At 42.3% G+C, this 20,147-nt stretch carries 14 protein-coding genes and 1 pseudogene; 4 read left to right on the forward strand and 11 right to left on the reverse strand.

Going from position 1 to position 20,147, the window contains the following annotated elements; genetic code table 11:
• Positions 1-90: 90 nt before the first annotated feature.
• The 3 genes from FTT88_RS03945 to ompR form a co-directional block, all read right to left on the reverse strand.
• Positions 91-1,608, reverse strand: a complete 1,518-nt coding sequence (locus FTT88_RS03945; protein ID WP_180007250.1) for an acetyl-CoA hydrolase/transferase family protein — start codon at positions 1,606-1,608, stop codon at positions 91-93.
• Between the two features lie 206 nt (positions 1,609-1,814).
• Complete coding sequence (locus FTT88_RS03950; protein ID WP_111885830.1) at positions 1,815-3,275, reverse strand: ATP-binding protein; 1,461 nt, start codon at positions 3,273-3,275, stop codon at positions 1,815-1,817.
• A 246-nt stretch (positions 3,276-3,521) separates the two neighbouring features.
• Complete coding sequence (gene ompR, locus FTT88_RS03955; RefSeq protein ID WP_078189809.1) at positions 3,522-4,286, reverse strand: two-component system response regulator OmpR; 765 nt, start codon at positions 4,284-4,286, stop codon at positions 3,522-3,524.
• 335 nt (positions 4,287-4,621) lie between these two features.
• On the opposite strand from ompR, the gene FTT88_RS03960 reads away from it, so the two are divergent.
• The 3 genes and pseudogenes from FTT88_RS03960 (at position 4,622) to FTT88_RS03970 (ending at position 11,453) form a co-directional block, all read left to right on the forward strand.
• Complete coding sequence (locus FTT88_RS03960; RefSeq protein ID WP_180173678.1) at positions 4,622-6,982, forward strand: Tex family protein; 2,361 nt, start codon at positions 4,622-4,624, stop codon at positions 6,980-6,982.
• 89 nt (positions 6,983-7,071) lie between these two features.
• Positions 7,072-9,039 (forward strand): DUF2075 domain-containing protein, encoded by a 1,968-nt coding sequence (locus tag FTT88_RS03965; RefSeq protein ID WP_180048785.1) that lies wholly within the window; start codon positions 7,072-7,074, stop codon positions 9,037-9,039.
• Between the two features lie 232 nt (positions 9,040-9,271).
• Positions 9,272-11,453 (forward strand): annotated as a pseudogene (locus FTT88_RS03970) (SulP family inorganic anion transporter).
• A gap of 70 nt (positions 11,454-11,523) precedes the next feature.
• Here FTT88_RS03970 and FTT88_RS03975 read toward each other — a convergent pair.
• The 7 genes from FTT88_RS03975 to FTT88_RS04005 form a co-directional block, all read right to left on the reverse strand.
• A complete protein-coding gene (locus FTT88_RS03975) occupies positions 11,524-11,838 on the reverse strand; it encodes a hypothetical protein (protein ID WP_078189807.1) in 315 nt (104 codons plus the stop codon).
• A gap of 72 nt (positions 11,839-11,910) precedes the next feature.
• Positions 11,911-12,990, reverse strand: a complete 1,080-nt coding sequence (locus FTT88_RS03980) for a patatin-like phospholipase family protein (protein ID WP_180002876.1) — start codon at positions 12,988-12,990, stop codon at positions 11,911-11,913.
• A gap of 106 nt (positions 12,991-13,096) precedes the next feature.
• A complete protein-coding gene (locus tag FTT88_RS03985; RefSeq protein WP_180010239.1) occupies positions 13,097-13,504 on the reverse strand; it encodes a hypothetical protein in 408 nt (135 codons plus the stop codon).
• Between the two features lie 87 nt (positions 13,505-13,591).
• Positions 13,592-15,211: an AarF/ABC1/UbiB kinase family protein gene (locus FTT88_RS03990; RefSeq protein WP_180002880.1), complete on the reverse strand. Its 1,620-nt coding sequence runs from the start codon at positions 15,209-15,211 to the stop codon at positions 13,592-13,594.
• 18 nt (positions 15,212-15,229) lie between these two features.
• Positions 15,230-15,898 carry an SCP2 domain-containing protein gene (locus FTT88_RS03995; RefSeq protein WP_180066180.1) on the reverse strand — a complete coding sequence of 223 codons (669 nt, stop codon included), beginning with the start codon at positions 15,896-15,898 and terminating at the stop codon, positions 15,230-15,232.
• 16 nt (positions 15,899-15,914) lie between these two features.
• On the reverse strand, positions 15,915-16,859 hold the full coding sequence (gene ubiE, locus FTT88_RS04000) for a bifunctional demethylmenaquinone methyltransferase/2-methoxy-6-polyprenyl-1,4-benzoquinol methylase UbiE (RefSeq protein ID WP_078189802.1): 945 nt from the start codon (positions 16,857-16,859) through the stop codon (positions 15,915-15,917).
• A gap of 225 nt (positions 16,860-17,084) precedes the next feature.
• Complete coding sequence (locus FTT88_RS04005) at positions 17,085-17,798, reverse strand: hypothetical protein (protein ID WP_180010241.1); 714 nt, start codon at positions 17,796-17,798, stop codon at positions 17,085-17,087.
• 205 nt (positions 17,799-18,003) lie between these two features.
• On the opposite strand from FTT88_RS04005, the gene FTT88_RS04010 reads away from it, so the two are divergent.
• Positions 18,004-19,422 (forward strand): phosphate--AMP phosphotransferase, encoded by a 1,419-nt coding sequence (locus FTT88_RS04010; protein WP_180173679.1) that lies wholly within the window; start codon positions 18,004-18,006, stop codon positions 19,420-19,422.
• Positions 19,423-19,558: 136 nt separating this feature from the next.
• Here FTT88_RS04010 and FTT88_RS04015 read toward each other — a convergent pair whose 3' ends face one another.
• Positions 19,559-20,080 carry a hypothetical protein gene (locus FTT88_RS04015; RefSeq protein WP_168377972.1) on the reverse strand — a complete coding sequence of 174 codons (522 nt, stop codon included), beginning with the start codon at positions 20,078-20,080 and terminating at the stop codon, positions 19,559-19,561.
• Positions 20,081-20,147: the final 67 nt, after the last annotated feature.

Below are 20,147 nucleotides of genomic sequence, written 5' to 3' on the forward strand. Positions count from 1 at the left end.
AGTCGAGTTTTGCAGACTTGATAAGTCATATTGAAAAATAAAAGCCATAAAAAAAACGCTCCGAAGAGCGTTTTCTTATTTCACTGTCAATTAAGCAGTTTTAACTTCTGGTTGAGCAGCTAACATGTGGCCGTTCTCTTCGAAGTTGATGTGCCAAGACAATGCTTCACGTAGAAGGTGAGGTGTTTGACCACCTTTCGCACATGCACGGTCGAAGTAATCATTTAGCGCATCACGGTACATAGGGTGAGCACAGTTGTCGATTACTGCACGAGCACGTTCACGTGGAGCAAGACCACGTAAGTCAGCAAGACCTTGTTCAGTAACTAAGATGTCAACGTCGTGTTCAGCATGGTCAATGTGAGAAGCAAATGGAACAACAGAAGAAATGTCGCCGCCTTTTGCAATTGATTTAGTCACGAAGATCGCCAAGTGTGCATTACGTGCGAAGTCACCTGAACCACCGATACCGTTCATCATTTTTGTACCGCAAACGTGAGTTGAGTTCACGTTACCGTAGATATCAAACTCAAGCGCAGTGTTGATACCGATGATACCTAAACGACGTACAAGTTCTGGATGGTTCGAAATTTCTTGTGGACGTAATACAAGTTTGTCTTTGTATTGTTCAAGGTTATTAAATACTTTTTCGCCATATTTAGCAGAAAGCGTAATAGAAGAACCTGAAGCAAATTTCATTTTGCCTGCGTCGATCAATTCAAATGTACAGTCTTGAAGTACTTCAGAGTACATGATCAAGTCTTCAAAGTTTGAATCTTTAAGACCAGTCAATACTGCGTTTGCAATTGAACCGATACCTGCTTGTAATGGACCAAGGTTTTTCGGTAAACGACCTTCTTCTACTTCTTTTTCAAAGAAAGCGATCAGGTGGTTTGCAATACCTTGAGTTTCATCATCAGGTGCAGTCACTGTAGATGGAGAGTCATGCAATTCGTTGTTAAATACGATACCTACGATTTTTGAAGGATCGATGTTGATTGCATGTGTACCAATACGTTCGTCAACTTGAGTCAATGGAATCGCTTGACGTGTTGGACGATACGTTGGGATATAAATATCGTGTAAGCCTTCGAATGCTGGGCTTAAGTTGGTGTTGATTTCAACAATCACTTTTTCAGCAAAAATTGCGAAGCTTGCAGAGTTACCTACAGAAGTTGTAGGGATGATGCCACCATCTTCAGTGATCGCAACAGCTTCAATAATTGCCACATCAGGCTTTTTAAGCTGAAGGTTACGCATTTGTTCAACTGTTTCAGACAAATGCTGATCGATGAACATCACTTCGCCTTTATTGATGGCTTTACGTAATGTGTTGTCTACTTGGAACGGTAAACGACGAGCAAGAACACCTGCTTCAGTCAATTTTTTGTCCAAATCGTTACCCAAGCTCGCGCCAGTAATTAGGGTAATTTTAAGAGGATTAGCATGAGCCTGTTGAACCAACGCTAAAGGTACAGCTTTCGCTTCACCTGCGCGTGTGAAACCACTCATACCTACCGTCATACCATCCTGAATGAATTCAGCAGCTTTTTCTGCGCTGATAACTTTGTCGTGAAGGGCAGCTAAACGGATGCGATCTAAAGACATCATATACTCTCGTGAAATTCTCAAAACTGATACGGATTGTACCGATCAAAAAAGCCATTTTGCATACCTGTTAGGCTAAGGTCTAATTTTTTGAAAAAATGTGGGTATAAGATTTTATTATGATTTTTAAACCACTGAATAATAAGGTTAAAAATATCAATGGTTAAAGCTTAAACAAAACTGTTCGTTGCTTTTTTGAACGCTTGTTAAAAGCGTTCAGTTAAACTTTGCTTAATTTTTTCCAATGGGCTGTTGTTTAATATTTCATCATTTTCGAGTTTTTGCAGTGGTAAAGAAATGATCGCTTCGAGTCCACCTTCTGCTCGATTGTGAATTGAAAGTTGACCTTCGTGAATATCCACAATACGTTTTACAATGGCTAAACCGAGTCCACTGCCTTGAATGGTACGTGCATCATTACCACGTACAAAAGGTTGCATCAGGTCTTCAATTTGGTCTTCAGGAATCCCTTCGCCATTATCGGCAACGCGAATTTGAATATGGTCACCTTCATATTCGGTAGACAGTTCAATCGGCTCGGCACCATAGCGTTTTGAGTTATTGATTAAGTTGCCTATTAATCGTTTTAAGGACAGGCTACGTGCTTGAATAATCGGTAAGTCTTGAGGTTCAAAGCGAATATCTAAAGGTTTAAATTGAATCACTAATTCCTGCAATAGCGCATTTAAATCAGTATCTTGCGGAACTTCATCTGAACCATCTCGCATATACGAAATGAACTGATTCAGAATTGCATCCATATCTTCAACATCGTAAATCAGACCTTCTTTTAGGAAGTCATCATCAGGCATCATTTCTGCGCTGAGTCGAATACGGGTCAGCGGAGTACGCAAATCGTGGGAAATACCGGCCAACATGATGCGGCGATCACGTTCAGTTTGTTCCAGCGTGTAGACCATGTGGTTAAAGGCTTGGTTTACTTCACGGATTTCTTGTGGCCCATGGTTGGTTTCTAAATAAGGTGCAGTGCCGTGTTTACTATAGTTGTTTGCCGCATCTTGTAAACGTTTTAGCGGACGGTTGAGCTGACGAACCAAGGTTAAGATAATGATGCCAGCAATCAGCGGAATACCCAATAACCAGCCTAAAATCAGCTCTGCGCTATAGTTGGCATAGGTTTTTAAAGGCTCGCGAACCCAGTTGCCATTCATTTCTGGAGTTTGAATCCAGATGCGTGGGTCAGGTTTAAATTGGAAATACACGGTCGCATTATCAATGCGCATTTCTTTGGCCAGTTTCTTTTCAATTTGATTGGTAAAGAACTCTGCAATGACTTTGTCTTTGACATTGGGGAATTCTTTCGGATCGGTCACATATTCGATCCCGACACGGTTGCGCATCCAGTCGTCGACATCCACTTCGGCATTGTTATGAAAAATCCGTAAATCAGGATTGTTAATGATTTCAAGCTCGACCGCGAGGTAACGAGCATGTTGTTGAATTTCGGGTAAATAGAGTGTGCGCCAAAAGAACCATAAGGACATAAACAGGCTAAAAAACACCACAAATAAGACCAATACGGTGGTCCGCATGGCTGCAGAGCGGGGTTTGATTTTATCGAGGAAGCGTTCCCAAGGTGTCCGTTTTTTTTCGGAGTAGGTAACGTAGTCGGTAAATTCCTGTGGGTCGATGGGTTCGAGTTTCACGCAGAATCCTTTAAGCAAATTTTTTGAAAGGCAGTTTTTATTCTTTGCGATGGAATCTTACTGCTGGAACGTTCTTTGGGAGGAGTTCGTTATGTTACTTTTTAAAAAAGTAACCAAAATTTTTGCCATTCGCTGAACTCGCGCACATTACTTTTATTCATTCAATTTTAAGTGACTCAGACAGCAGCGAATGGCATTTCCGGACATGAGGTACGGTGGCTCGATTCTCAGGTCTTATTTTATGGCTTATTCAGCACCATCTGGAACAAAGACATAACCTACGCCCCAAACGGTTTGAATATAGCGCGCACGTGCTGGGTTTTCTTCAACCAAACGACGCAGGCGAGAAACTTGAACGTCAATTGAACGTTCCATAGCACCCCATTCACGACCACGAGCAAGATTCATTAACTTGTCGCGTGTCAGTGGTTCACGTGGGTGTTGAACTAATGCTTTGAGTACGGCAAATTCACCCGTTGTTAATGTGACGACTTGACCTTCACGGGTTAATGTACGAGTAGACAGGTCGAGTGACCAAGGACCAAAAGACACCACTTCCATTTGTTGGCTTGGTGCGCCCGGAACTTCACGCACTTGACGACGTAATACGGCACGAATACGTGCCAAAAGCTCATTCGGGTTGAATGGTTTTGGTAAATAGTCATCTGCACCGGCTTCAAGTCCAGCAATACGGTCTGAATCACTACCACGAGCGGTCAGCATAATGATTGGGGTATCGATGCTAGATTGGCGCAGACGGCGACAAATACTCAAGCCATCTTCAACAGGTAACATAAAGTCGAGCACAATCAGGGAAAAGAGTTCCCGCTGCAACAGACGATCCATCTGAGTCGCATCATGTGCGGTTTTGACCACAAAACCTTTATCTTCTAGGAAGCGTTGTAAGAGGGTGCGTAGACGCACATCATCATCGACAACCAGAATGCGTTCGACTCGGTCGGTTTCGGCTTGTACGGCATCTGTTTTTTCAGCAGGTACAACTAAACTCATGACGTGCTCCTTATTCTTTATTGTCATCGTAAACAAAAAGTCGATTTCACTTGAGTATACGATTCATTTATATAAATTTACTATGCTCTAAAGCAACAAATATTGCAGTTAAAATCAAGACATAGATACCAAATGTATACATGTTGTTCGAATCAGTTTGCTTGTCTAAGTCTCGCTAATTTGCTGTTTCATAGTCAGTTTCGTAAAAAAATGTGTATTTGAGATGAATTAGCATTAAAAACCACGAATAAATTTATAAAAACAATTGTGGATTTTATGGTCTTGGTCTTTATAATCATGGCTTTTAGAACTTATCCTTGCAGGGATCTAATACGATGACTGACTTAGTTCAGCAGTTGGCAAAAGAAATTGCCGTACGTCCAAATCAAATTGAAGCTGCCATCAAGCTCATTGATGAAGGTGCCAGTGTTCCATTTATCGCACGTTACCGTAAAGAAGTGACGCAAGGTCTGGACGATACTCAATTACGTCAGCTCGATACACGTCTGACTTACCTGCGTGATTTATTTGAGCGCCGTGAAAAGGTAATCGAATCTCTAAAAGAACAAAACAAGTTATCTGATGACCTACTTGCTCGAGTGAATGCAGCAGAAACGAAAAATGCTTTAGAAGAGATTTACGCGCCGTACCGTCCAAAACGTACCAGTAAATCATTTAAAGCCAAAGAAGCCGGTTTAGGCCCAATCGCTGAAAAAATCTTTAATGAAGCAGTTGATCCAACCGAAGCTTTAGCTGGTTTTAGTCATGAAGATTATGCTGATGTTGAAAGCCAATTAGATGCGATTCAACACATTTTAATTGATGACTGGGCACAAAATATTGCATTAACCACTGAGCTAAAAGCGACATTTGCGAAAACTGCAGTGTTGAAAAGTTTAGTTGCAAGCGATGAGAAAAAAGAAGTCGGTAAAAAATTCCGTGATTACTTTGATTTCTCTGAAAGCTTAAATAAAGTCCCTTCACACCGTTTATTGGCGATGCTCCGTGGCCGTCAAGAAAATGTCTTGGGCTTAAAAGTCGATGGTGAAGATGATGCACCATTGGCTCGTATTGATACTGAATACAATTTAGAAACAGCACAACCACAAGCACGTGCAGATTTCTTAAAACAAACTGCAAAATTATTCTGGCTCGGTAAAGTTCGTCCTGCGATTGAACATTCATTATTGACTGAAAAACGTTTGGCTGCTGAAGCTGAAGCGATGGATGTCTTTGCTGAAAACCTACGTCATTTATTACTTTCTGCTCCTGCAGGCGCACGTTGCACATTGGGTGTAGACCCTGGCATCCGTACGGGTGTGAAATTGGCTGTTGTCAATGCATCAGGTGATGTTCTTGCACACAGCACGATTTACCCATTTGCTCCGAAAGAAGACAAAGCTGGTTCAGTTGCTGAACTTGCGCGCCTTTGCCGCGAATTCAATGTTGAATTAATTGCGATTGGTAATGGTACTGCAAGCCGTGAAACTGAAGCGGTTGTGGCTGAAATGATGGCAGCAAATACAGACTTAAACTTGATTCGTGTGTCGGTATCTGAAGCAGGCGCGTCGGTTTACTCAGCATCTGAATTGGCGTCACAAGAGCTTCCAGAGTTGGATGTTTCAATTCGCGGTGCTGTGTCGATTGCACGTCGTTTACAAGATCCATTGGCGGAGCTTGTGAAAATTGATCCGAAATCGATTGGTGTGGGTCAATATCAACATGATGTGAACCAAACCGGTTTGGCAAAAACGCTAGAAGCGGTTGTGGAAGACTGTGTGAACTCAGTAGGTGTCGATGTCAACACTGCATCATCTGCAATCTTGGGTTATATCGCGGGTTTGAATAAATCAATTGCACAGCAAATTGTGGATTACCGTAAAGAAAATGGTCGTTTTGACAACCGTCAAAGTTTGAAGAAAGTACCTCGTTTAGGCGAACGTACCTTTGAACAAGCAGCAGGTTTCTTACGTATTCAAGATGGTTCTGAACCATTGGACGCATCTGCAGTTCACCCAGAGTCATATGACTTGGTGGCAAAAATTGTGGAAGCAAAAGCGACGACTGTAAAAGATATTATTGGTAATACTGAAATTATCCGTCAGATCGATGCAGCAGCATTTGTAAATGACCAATTTGGTTTACCGACAATTCAAGACGTTTTATCTGAACTTGAAAAACCAGGCCGTGACCCACGTCCAGAGTTCCGCACGGCTAAATTCCGTGAAGACATCACAGAAGTGGCGCAGTTGACTGAAGGTTTACAGCTTGAAGGTGTGGTTACGAATGTAACCAACTTCGGTGCATTCGTGGATGTGGGTGTACACCAAGACGGTTTAGTGCATATTTCTGAACTTGCAAATGAATTTGTTGCAGATCCGCACAAAGTCGTGAAACCAGGTCAAATTGTTCAAGTTCGTGTCTTGAATGTCGATGTTGAACGTAACCGTGTCAACTTGTCTATGCGTGCAGAAGGTGCTGCTGCAGCGAAACCACAACGTCAACCACGTCGTGACAATGCCCAGCAAGAACAACGTGGTGAGCGTAAGCCACATGCGAAACGTCCACAGCATGCCCGTCCGCAAGGCGACCGCCCACAAGGTCATAAAAAACCTCAAGCAGCGAAACCACAAGAAAATAAAATTGGTGGTTTAGGTGCGTTGTTATTACAAGCAGGGATTAAAGGTTCGAAGTAATCTTTAACTGTTAAAAAAACCTCCCATATGGGAGGTTTTTTTATATAAGATTAAAACAATCAAAGCTTAAATAAACTTAGAAGATCATGATGTTACGTAGTTATTATCAGGGTTCAGTGCAACAATTCATACATACAAATGAACAAGAAATTATGGGGGCTTTGGCACTACAGCATGAATTTGCATTGGAAGATTTACAAAAGAACGCTTGGTTAAAACAAATTGAGATTTTAAAACAACAGTTGGATTTTTTAGATGAGGGAGAAATCTTTTTTGAATTCTCTATTCCACGGATGGGTAAGCGCGTAGATAACATTCTTTTGATACGTAATTTAATTTTTGTTATTGAATTTAAAGTAGGTGAAAAGAGTTACCCACAATATGCTAAGACTCAGGTCATAGATTATTGTTTGGATTTGTTGAATTTTCATGAAGGTAGTCATCAGCAAAAGGTCATACCACTTTTAATTTCAACCCAAGCTCAAAGTTGTGAACAGTCATGGTCAGCGGTATCCACTTATCAAGATACTTTATGCTGTAACACCCATAATTTACGGATTGTAATCGAACAAGCGCTTGATCAATTTGCAGGTCTTACGCAACTTAATATCAAACAGTGGGTTGAGTCTCGATATAAACCAACACCCACAATTATTGAAGCAGCTCAGGCGTTATATCAAGGTCATACAGTGGATGAAATTTCTAGAAGTGATGCCGGTGCAAAAAATTTAGCGATCACTTCGAAAAAAATCGAACAAATTATTGAAGATGCAAAATTAACAAATAAAAAAACGATTTGTTTTTTAACGGGTGTACCTGGTGCAGGAAAGACATTGGCCGGTCTTAATATTGCGAACCAGCGTTTAAAAACAAATGAACAAGAACATTCTGTATTTTTATCTGGGAATGGTCCTTTAGTTGATGTTTTACGTGAAGCATTGGTTCGAAATACCGTGGAACTTGCTAAGCAACAAACAGAAAAAAAGACGCGATCTGAGGCAGAACGTGAAGCCAAAGCCTTTATACAAAATATTCATCATTTTAGAGATCATTATTTGAAATCAAATGAGGTGCCAATCGAAAAAGTCGTTATTTTTGATGAAGCTCAAAGGGCCTGGCAAAAGGATCAGGTTTCAAACTTTATGAAACAGAAAAAAGGTATTGATAATTTTTCGATGTCTGAACCAGAGTTTCTCATTAGTGTTATGGATCGCCACGCTGATTGGTGTGTCGTTGTTTGCCTGATTGGTGGTGGGCAGGAGATTAACACTGGAGAAGCAGGTGTTTCTGAATGGCTATCAGCATTAGAACATAAATACCCGAAATGGAAGATCTACTTTTCTAACAAAATTTTGCAGGATAAAGTCTATTTAACTGATCCTAAACAACAATTCTGGGTTCAAAAAAATGGAAAAAATGAGGAAGATTTACATCTTGCTGTTTCTGTCCGGTCATTTCGCAGCGAACAAGTTTCACATTTGATTCAACATGTATTAGATGGTGATGCAAAGTCCGCGAAAGAAACTTACCATATGATGTCCCAAGATTATCCTATTCTGCTTTGTCGTGATTTTAATGTTGCTAAACAGTGGTTAAAAAGAAAGGCTAAGGGTTCAGAGCGCTTTGGGGTTATTGCTAGTTCGGGTGCCAGACGTTTAAAAGCCGAAGGTATTGATGTAAAGAATAAAATAACACCTGCAGATTGGTTTTTGAATTCAAATACAGATGTACGTTCTGCGTATTATTTGGAAGATATTGCAACTGAGTTTGATGTGCAAGGCTTGGAAATAGATTACAGTTGCGTGGCATGGGATATTAATTTTTATTTTGATCAAGATTGGCAATTTCAAGCCTTTAAAGGTAGTCGATGGCAAAATATAAGGCAAACTGAAAAGCAGAAATACCTGTTAAATGCATATCGAGTGCTACTGACTCGGGCGCGACAAGGTATGGTGTTGTATATACCATCTGTAGATGACAGTGACTGGACTCGTCCCAAGAAATATTATGATTCGACGTATAATTTTTTGAAGCAATGTGGTTTCAATACGCTATAAAAAACCTCCCATTTGGGAGGTTTTTTTATTTCTTTTAAGGCCTATCAAAGATAAATGAGCTGAATCTTAAACTTCGCAATAAAGTGTAAAAATCACACAAATCACGTATCAAAACACACTATAGAATCGTTCGATTGTCAGACAATATAAGTCACGCCATAAAGTGGTCACAAACTTTAGGCTTTACATACTTACATCTAATTATTTGATATTTATTATAAACGGTAAAATGATGACATCTAAAATTGAACGACATCGATTTCATATTCACGACTTTTTATCTGGAACAGTGGTATTTCTCGTAGCTTTACCGCTATGCCTAGGCATTGCATTGGCTTCTGGCGCACCGATTCTCTCTGGCATTATTGCCGGCATTGTCGGTGGTATTTTAGTCGGAGCATTGAGTGGCTCACATATCAGTGTTGCAGGGCCAGCAGCAGGTTTAACAGCAGTCATTTTGGTACAGCTTGAACTACTCGGCGGCAACTATGCCGCCTTTTTATTGTGTATTGTTTTTGCCGGTATCTTACATATTGGATTTGGCATATTTCGGCTCGGTTTCTTTGCCAACTTTATTCCAAACAATGTCATATTGGGTTTATTGGCAGCCATCGGACTGATCTTGATTGGGAGTCAAATACCTTATCTATTTGGCTTGAACCAATTTTCATGGTCTGTGCTGTGGCAGTCACAGCCGCTCGATTTGCAATGGGATATCGGTGCCGTTCTGATCGGTATCGGTAGCCTTGTGCTGATGTTGCTATGGGAGCAGAGCCCATGCAAAAAGTGGGTTCTGCCTTCTGCTTTAGTTGCTGTTGTCCTCGCTGCACTGTGCAATGCTGTGTTGGTACTCAGTGGTTCGTCTTATGCAGTTCATCCATCGAACCTCATCCAACTTCCAAATCTTTGGGATCAACCACAAAATGTGATGATCTTTCCAGATTGGACCGCTTTAAATAATCCACTGATTTACACGGGTGCTATCACTTTGGCGGTTGTGGCGTCATTAGAAACTTTATTAAATTTAGAAGCAGCAGATAAATTAGATCCGCATAAGCGCTCTTCCCCCCCCCAATCGAGAGTTATGGGCGCAAGGCATCGGTAATGTCGTTTCGGGCGCTATAGGCGGGATGCCGCTAACTTCAGTAATTGTCCGTAGTTCGGTCAATGCCAGTGCCGGAGCTAAAAGTAAATGTTCTGCTATCTTTCATGGCGTGTTGCTCTTGTTTGCCGTGCTGTGTTTAGTGCCTTTGATGAACATGATTCCGCTTTCAGCATTAGCTGCAATTTTAATCCTCACAGGTTTTAAACTGACACATCCCAAATTGTTTAAACAGCTGTATTTAAAAGGTTGGAAACAATTTATTCCTTTTATTATTACCTTATTGGCGATTTTATTCACAGACTTATTGCTCGGAATCTTGATTGGTTTAGCCAGTAGTGCGGCCTTCATTTTATACGCCAATTTTAATAAGGGGCTGAAGGTGTATAAAGAGCATCATTTACATGGGGTGATTACACGGATTGAATTGCCTTCACAAGTCAGTTTTCTCAACCGGTCGGCATTAATCTCGGCATTGGAACATATCCATCGCGGTGAACAAGTGGTGATTGATGCCACACATGTGAGTGATATGGATGCTGATATTTTCCAACTCATTCAAGAGTACCAACAGGAAAAGGCTGTGCAGCGTAAAGTGCAAGTACAGTTGATTGGTTTCAAGGCACACTATGCCGATGCGCAGGAGGCGGCATTAGATATAGATATCAGTACCGCAGCTTTACAGCAACGTTTGACGCCAGAGGCCGTGCTCGCTTTGCTCAAAGCAGGCAATGAACGTTTTGTACAAAATGAGCGTTTGCAACGAGATATCTATCGTCAACTGCGGGTGACCGCAGAAGAAGGGCAGCATCCGATTGCGGCAGTGTTAGGTTGTATGGATTCTCGTGCGCCGACTGAAATGATTTTTGATGTTGGAATTGGTGATTTATTTAGTTTGCGCATAGCGGGGAATGTCGCGGGGCAAAAAGTTTTGGGTTCATTGGAATTTGCCTGCGAAGCCAAAGGCGCCAAAGTGATCGTAGTGCTTGGTCATACGGACTGTGGTGCGGTTAGCAGTGCTTGTCAGTTGTATTTAGCTGGTCAATCGATACAGAGCCTGACGCGTATGCCGCATATTCAATATGTGCTGGGGCCACTCAATGAGTCTGTATCGCGTGTTGCCGAATTGATGCAACCACAAACGCTGAGTCCGGCATTTTTAGAGCAAGTGACGCAAATGAATGTGCATTACAACATCCGCTATATTTTGCAAAATAGTGAAGTGCTACAGCAATTGGTGCAAGAAGGTAAAGTGGCGATTGTTGGTGCAGTGTATGATGTAAGAACTGGACGGGTTAATTTCTTCGGATAAATAAAATCTGATGACATAAAAAAGGATCATCATGAACACATGATGATCCTTTTTATTGAACTAAAATACACTAGCGAATCATCGGTACGATCCAACTGGTAATGATCAGCAAAATACCGAAATGTCCCAATTTACGGGTCACATATACCAATTTTGACGGCTTTTGTTCCAATTGTTTCGCATAGTCTTCGATGCTAATGCCTTGTTTTGCATTACTGGTAAATAAAAACACCGCCAAATCGATACAAATTAAAATCGTACCAACATCTGCCACCACTTCCATTAAATCGTATTGGCCGCTGATCAAGGCGGTTGACACTTGATAAACAAGGAAAAGTGCAAAAGCGATGCAGGCATACTGCAAAACAGTTAAAAATATCCGCATAAATCTATACTAAATAAGCTCAAAATTTTGAAATAGGATTATAGCGTCCCTCGCAAGAGATTACTGTAACGCTCAGAGTGCTTGCATGACTGCTGGGAAATGTTGCTTTTCAACCAACTCTAAAAACTCATCGCCCATACGCTGACTTTCAGCCACACATTGATTCCACATTTTAATGCGTTGTTGGTTGTCTAAGCCTTTGAGGGTAAAGTCTTTACGGTCAGGCAGTCGGCCAAGCGGCAAGCTTGCAAGGTATTCTTGTGAAGGTGACAGTAACAGGGTACGCGCCTGATTTTCAGGATTGGCTTGGCGTTTAAATAATTTATCAAACCAACCTGGGGTGATGCTATCCGTGAAATGTGGATACAGCACGATGCCCTGACTTTGGAAGGGTAGGTCAATATGATAGTCAATCAGGCCGCCATCGCGGTAACTGCCTTGTGGCGCATCAGGGATATCACGTATCGCGGCCATGACACCGGGAATAGATGCAGAAGCCATAAGCCACGGCATGACACTGTCTTGAGTCAATGCATGGTAATGCGTGGTAAAGCCATCATCCGCCACGGTAAATTGATGACCTGACACAGGCTGACTAATTACACGCTGCATGAAATAACGACTGTGTTTACGTGCGAGCGCTGTCGTGCCCACGATCCCTGCGACAGAGGCTAACAGAGGCAGGGCTTTATCACTTTGGAAAATATGCTGAGCTTTGACTGAAAGCACAGTGAGGTGATAATCCGGGTGATTAACCAGTGCCGCTTCTTGACCTTGAATCAAATCGATCAGCATGCCACGACACACATCGCTGACTTCTTGACGGCTCATCTTTTTATGAAAGCTCAGATTGGTATACAGCTCAGAGAGGCGTTTCGTCCCTTCAATGGCTCCCCAAGCAGCAATACTGGCAAAGCGCCAACTGCCAATCGATGAACCAATTAAAGTACGCTTTTGTTGCGCGCGTGGCAAAAAGTCAGCAAAAATCGCCTGATCTAAACCTTGAATACCAATGCCTTTCGGACCACCCGCAGCACCGGGCAGGATATCCACTTGAGCAGCGTTTAAACCCTCTTGTTCAATCAGTTGGCGGGCTAAATGGCCAGCACGGATATTGAGCGCAGGCGGTCTTTTTTGCAAAATTTGAGTCATGGTAGTCGCTTAAAATACAGTCGTAGAATTATTCTAATGCGTTTTTGCACAGACCCAATGGCTGAAACTTCCGACAAATGACTTCTCAGTCATATCAGGGCGTCTCTCAGGAATGCTGTAATAGTTGTTCGTTATGCCGATGCAATTGAAACAAACTGAGGCAGACGATTGCCCATGTCGCCATTGGAAAGACCGCCCAAGCAAATAGGTTAATGATAAAAATCACGGCCCCAGCTAATAACCAATAATTTAACCCCGCCATCAGCTTTTGCTGTGGCAAACAAAGTAGGAATAAACAGGGAAGTGCATTAAAGAGAATGATCCACCAAAATGTAGCGCTATGCTGCATCCGATACAGGGTGGTGTTGGCTGGCGGTTGCCAGTTTAGAAAAGGCATGTGCATATTTAATTGAACCAACACATCGAGCAGGGTCGAAAAACTATACAGCAAGGCCGTTGCACATGCTCGGAGTGGATTTCGACCATACAGTACCCCTAAATAACTGTATGACATGGCGTTCAGCCTTATTTAAATTTTTGTTTTTATAGCTTTAAGCCCTTTATTGTTAAAAGGCTTAAAGGAGTTATGGATACATCAAGATTATTTAAACACACGCCAAATGGCAAGTAAGCTTGAAAGTGCAATTAATACGATGGAAACATACCATGGCGCAATTATCGCGATGGAGAGGAAGATGGCCATAATACTGCCAAAAACCCAACTACGTTTTTGCTGATGTTCCATTTGCAGGCGCATGCTTTGCAGTTCATTCAGTTGTTTGGCATGCCAAGCCGACTGATTTTTTAAACCATTCAGGCTGTCGATCATCAGCGTTGGTAAATCTTGCGCACCTAAAAGTAAGTCTGGAATTTTTTGTCCGAGTTCTTTTAAGTTTTTCTGCGGATTCATTTGCGCTTTAATCCAATCGGTGAGGATTGGTTTTGCCAAACTCCAAATATCCAATTCAGGATAGAGATCAGTTCCTAAACCTTCAACATGGACCAAGGTCTTGAGCAGCAACATCAATTGTGGCGGAATCTCTAAATGGAAACGACGCGCAATATCCATCACTTGAATCAGGATGCCGGCGAAGTCCAATTCATGCATTGGTTTAGAGACCATCGGGCCAACCGTACGACGCATTTCACGTGCTAATGCATCTTGATCTGTACCCGGTGGAATCCAACCCGCTTGATGCACGATTTGAATCAGCTGCATAAAGTCGCTGTTCATAACCGCAAGCAGCATGCGTGCTACGGTCATTTGGTCGTGCTTTGAAAGCTCACCCATAATCGCGCAGTCCAAGGCAATAAAGCGTGGATTGCTTGGATTGATGGTTTCGACGAAGACATTCCCCGGATGCATGTCTGCATGAAAGAAGTTGTCGCGGAACACTTGGGTAAAGAAAATGGTGAGCCCTTTTTCGGCTAAATCTTTACGATCCATGCGCAAGCGATCAAAGGTCGCAATATCAGAAATCGGCACACCGGTAATACGTTCTTCGACCATGACATCACGGCTGTCCATATAGACTTCAGGCACGTACATCATGCTTGAACCGGTGAAGTAATGACGCATACGACGTGTGTTATCCGCTTCTAAAGTCAAATCCAATTCATTGAGAATAATTTGACGGTAGTCCTGAATAATTTCGGACAGATGCAGGGCACGAGCGGCTTCTAGGCGTTTTTCAAGGAACTGACCAAGCCACTCTAATATTTCAAAATCATGCAGAATTTGATTGCGAATATTCGGGCGAGTCACTTTCACCACGACTTCGCGACCATCATGCAGGGCAGCAGTATGCACTTGTGCAATAGATGCTGCGGCTAATGGTTGCTCGTCAAAGCGTGCAAATAAGGTATTAACATCGGCTTTAAGTGATTCCTGAATGCGCATTTTGGCAACGTCATTCGAAAAAGGTTTTACACGGTCTTGTAGAAGCACCAATTGCTGTAAAACTTCAGGTGGAATCAAATCACGACGGGTAGACAGTAATTGCCCCATTTTAATGGCCAGCGGGCCCATCTCTTCCATGGCTTCTTTGAGCTTGAGCGGATTTTTTCGCTCGCGGCTTGACCATGCCGCAGGGTGCATGCGAATGAGAGAAAGAATATGACGGGCTTTTTCCGGTAATTCTTCCGCAGGAAACAACGTGTCGAGTCTATAGTGCGCAGCAATGCGCCAAAGGTCGAGTAAACGTGAAACGTGCGGAATCATATATGCAATTACCTAGTCTTAAGTGTTGTCTTGTAATGAGTCAATTTGGCTGTGCAGCTGCTGAATTTTTGCTTCTGCACGGTCCAGATTTTGATTCAAAATTCGGGTGTCTTGATTCAGGTCATCCATTTGCCAACGTGGGGCAAGCAAGCCTGAATCTTCTTTTAACGCGTCTTCAGCAAAGAACAAATGGCTTTGTAAAGTACGTTTGAGATGTTTGGGTGCAAGTTGTAACTTACCAATTTCATGCGCAAGGCTTGGACCGATCCAAGGGCTTAGATGCGAAGCTAAATCGGGCTCAGCTTGCTGCATAATGCGTTGGATATCCTGCAATAAGTGATAATCACCTTGCAATGGGATATTGCCGACATCTTCAGCCAACAGCAGTTTAAGGAGCTCGACTACTGTTTTGACATGTAAGGTCGCGGTTGCTTCAGTTATGCTTGACTGCTGTTCGAAAGGGCGTTGCTCAAAGATGGATGCAGTTTCAGTATGTCCTGTTGGCGTCGGTTCTAAGCGAACTTTCTGATCGTCAAAAAACACATCGACTGACAGCTGTGGTGAGTCGATCACCACACGCAGCATTTTGCCTTGCAATTCATTCAGTTGGATGCGAGTAATAGCATCCAAATCAATGACATGATGAATTAAGCGTTCAACTGCACCAAGTGCGAGAATCGACCACATAGTTCAGCCTGCAGTATTAAAGTTTGAAACCACGGTGTACAGCCACGATACCACCCGTTAAGTTGTGGTAATCACAGTTTTGGAAGCCCGCATTTTCCATCATACCTTTAAGAGTACGTTGGTCTGGGTGCATACGAATTGATTCTGCAAGGTATTTATAACTTTCAGAGTCATTCGCTACGATTTTACCCATGATCGGTAATGCAGTGAATGAGTACAAGTCATACAGTTTTGAGAATGGTTCAAATACCGGTTTAGAGAATTCTAAAATCAGTAAACGACCACCTGGCTTAAGAACGCGGTACATTGCAGCTAGTGCAGCATCTTTGTCAGTCACGTTGCGTAGACCAAATGAAATGGTCAATAGGTCAAAACTGTTGTCTGCAAAAGGTTCTAAAGTTTCAGCATTGGCCAAAACGAAATCGACATTGGTACAACCAGCATCAATGAGGCGGTCACGACCGACATTGAGCATCGATTCATTAATGTCTGAAAGCACCACATGACCTGTCGGGCCAACTTCACGGCTAAATACTTTGGCAAGGTCACCAGTACCGCCTGCAATATCTAGGACGTGCTGACCGCGACGTACACCAGACATGTTAATGGCAAAACGTTTCCATAGACGGTGAATACCAAATGACATTAAATCATTCATGATGTCGTATTTTGCAGCCACTGAGTGGAAGACTTCCGCTACTTTTTGCGCTTTATCTTCGCTGCTCACGGTTTGATAACCAAAGTGCGTGGTTGCTCCAACGTTACCAGTATTCGCGCCACGTGGCAGATTATATTTGGGTACTGAACCTGTCACAGGTGTGTCGGTCAGACGTTGTTCTAAAGATTGTTGCTGACCTTGCGCTGTCCCTTGTGGTAAAGGCTCAGTTAAGAATGGACTCACTTTGTCTGTATTTTGTGCCGACTCAGGTGTAGGGGCAGGCGTTTGATTCTCGTTAGACATTAGAGTCACTCCTAACTTATAAATAGGGTTAATGTTGCTTTGCAAGCATGATGACAGATTCTCTGTTGTTATACAGCAGTCATTTGCATTTGTTGTGAATAATATACAGAAAAAATAAGGGTCTGCTGTAATTGCTTTGCAAATCCCCTATAAAAAATCTGAATTCAGTCTTGCAAGCCCAGTTTGTTTTATATCAAACATGGGCTTTGTGGGATGTGAGTTTTGTTAAGCCGCAGGCTGAAACGGGTTCGGGTCACCGGCATGTACACGGTCAATGATTTGGCGTTCTACAGCGGTAAATTCGCGGACAAATTTTTCTGCTGACTTGAGCGGTTTCATCGCCAAGAAGCCATCTTGCATAAAGTCGTACATCACTTCGAAGTTGTATTTGTTTGCTGCGCCCTTACACATTTTAAAGGCGGTATAGACCATAAACGAGCGCATATATTTATCTAAATTACGACCTAAATCGTCTAACAGTTGCAGCTGCAACATGCGGTCTTTACCTTGATCGAGCTTGAGATAGGTCTGACGCATCATTTCATCGGTCAGGGTTGGATTATTTGGATAATCTTGCAGTAATTGCATGGCTACTTGTTCATCGAGCTGTACGGCCAATATCGCAAGTTGTACACCCGAAGTGCCAGTCTTAATGGCATTGTCTGGAATCAATTTTTCTGCTTTGTGCGCATAGCGGGTGAGACGTGCAATTTGTGCAGCTAATGCATCAAAATCAGGACCGCCATATAAACGGTTAATAAAATATTCAGACATCAGTACATTGTGTTTTTCAGCAAATTGCACAGCATGCGTACGTTGCATGCGCTGCTTTTGCCACTGCTGGACATCTTGTAAACGCTGTAAAATTTCTGGCTTTTTGTGGTAATTCAACTGGTAATACAGTTCAAGTAAATCATCTAATACCGCAAGTTTGGACATTGAGTGTCTCAATTATTTTTTAGATGTTTGAATCTTAGTGGGTGTTGGAGCTTAGGGCTATGACAAAGTGACGAAATTATAGGTCAATCTGAGTCAGTTTGTTGCAGAAACGGTCATATTTTGCATTTCAGCATATACATGAAAGCATTGTTGTGGGGTGAAGGGCATGGTTATACTCAAAACAGAATAAAACCAAGGGTCCGCCATGAGCTTAAAAGAAACAGAATTTCAATTGATGGATGAAGAACAACTCTCGGTTGAGCTGATTGAAGCGCAGTATCAACTAAAAAATACCAGCCGTCAGCCCAATGCCAAAAGCGTGTTGATTTTAGTGAGTGGAATCGAGCTTGCGGGTAAGGGCGAGGCTGTCAAACAGCTCCGTGAATGGGTCGATCCACGCTATTTAAGGGTGAAAGCGGATGCCCCGATCATGTTTAATCAAAAACAAACGTTTTGGCAGTCTTATGCACGGTTTATTCCTGCCGAAGGGCAAATCATGGTGATGTTTGGAAACTGGTACAGTGATTTGCTCAGTACCGCCATGCATGTGTCGAAGCCTTTGGATGAAACCTTATTTGATGAATATGTCGAGAACATGCGAGCCTATGAACAAGACCTAAAAAATAATCATGTCGATGTGATTAAGGTCTGGTTCGATTTATCTTGGAAATCCTTACAAAAGCGCTTGGATGAAATGGACCCGAGTGAAGCGCGTTGGCATAAATTGCATGGTTTAGATTGGCGCAATAAAAAACAATATGACAACCTACAACGTTTACGTCAGCGTTTTAGTCATGACTGGGTCATCATCGACTGTGAAGATGAGCAAGTCCGTGATCAACAATTTGCACAGCATATTTTACGCACTTTAAAACATTGTCCAGCACATGAAACCAAAGCGGTGGGGCGCTGGAAACAAGCCAAAACACCACAGGCTTTATTGGAGCCAAGTACAGCCGTCGCTGATGAAGCCGATTATAAAAAAGAATTAAAAAAATTAAGCCGTAAGGTGGCTGAAGCTTTACGTTTTGATTCACGCAACGTGGTGATCGTGTTTGAAGGGATGGATGCCGCAGGGAAAGGCGGAGCAATTAAACGTATTGTTAAAAAGTTAGACCCACGCGAATATGAAATTCATACCATAGCAGCACCTGAAAAATATGAACTACGCCGTCCTTACTTATGGCGCTTTTGGAATAAAATTGTCCCTGAAGAGAAAATCACGATTTTTGACCGCAGTTGGTATGGTCGCGTCTTGGTTGAGCGGATTGAAGGCTTTGCCAATACGGTTGAATGGCAGAGGGCCTATGATGAAATCAACCGTTTTGAAAAGGACTTATATGACAGTCAAACGGTCGTTATCAAGTTCTGGTTAGCCATAGGAAAGGATGAGCAAGCTGCACGGTTTAAAGCTCGAGAAGAAACCGCGCATAAGCGTTTTAAAATTACTCCAGATGACTGGCGGAATCGTGACCGTTGGGATGACTATCTCAAAGCTGCCGCAGATATGTTGCAACGTACGGATACAGAATATGCGCCGTGGCATGTGATCGCGACCAATGACAAACATAGTGCGCGCTTACAGGTATTAGAGACGATCTTAGCGCAATTGAAAGCAGATTGAATGCATGAAAAAAGCCACGATATTCGTGGCTTTTTTCATTTTCAAAACTAGCTCATTTTCAGATCTACTTAATCTTTAGATCTATGGTTTAGATCACTTTGATTTATAAACGATGTTGATGCGCTAGATATCGCCGTTAAACATTGTTCGGCGTTGGGACAGGTTGGTTCGGAAATTTCTGTTGAATACGCTTCGCCAATTGGTAGCTTTCTTCTACATGGGTTTCAGCGACTTTTTTCATCACAATATAACCCAAACTGGCTGCCACCAATTGTCCACCTAATGGAATAAATTTAGTGACTTGTTTGGTAATATATTTTGCTGCAATGTTATTTAGCGATTTTTTCATCGCGGTTCGTGCAACCACTAAACCAGAAAATTCGACACCACGTTTACGCAGTTCTGTCCAATGAATTTGTTTGGTTTTTGGATCATACACACTAATTTGATCTGGCGCTAAACCAAAACGCGCATTAATTTCTGGAATGAGCTGTGACAAAATTCCGACGTCAATCACCACATCCAAAAATGGCACAGGAATAATAGCTGCACCTGCTGAAAAATAAGCACGTTTTTTGACGAGCTCTAAGCATTCAGCGCGAATAATGTCCAGATTTAAGTTAGGGTCGATGGAATCAGGAATGTTATCAATTTTCATAAGCAGATACCCTTGATACTGGATTGGTTTTTTTCTCATAAAGTATCATTAAGATACTTGTTTAAAA

The organism is Acinetobacter sp. YH01024 (assembly GCF_013420195.1).
In the GTDB taxonomy this organism is placed as follows: domain Bacteria; phylum Pseudomonadota; class Gammaproteobacteria; order Pseudomonadales; family Moraxellaceae; genus Acinetobacter; species Acinetobacter amyesii.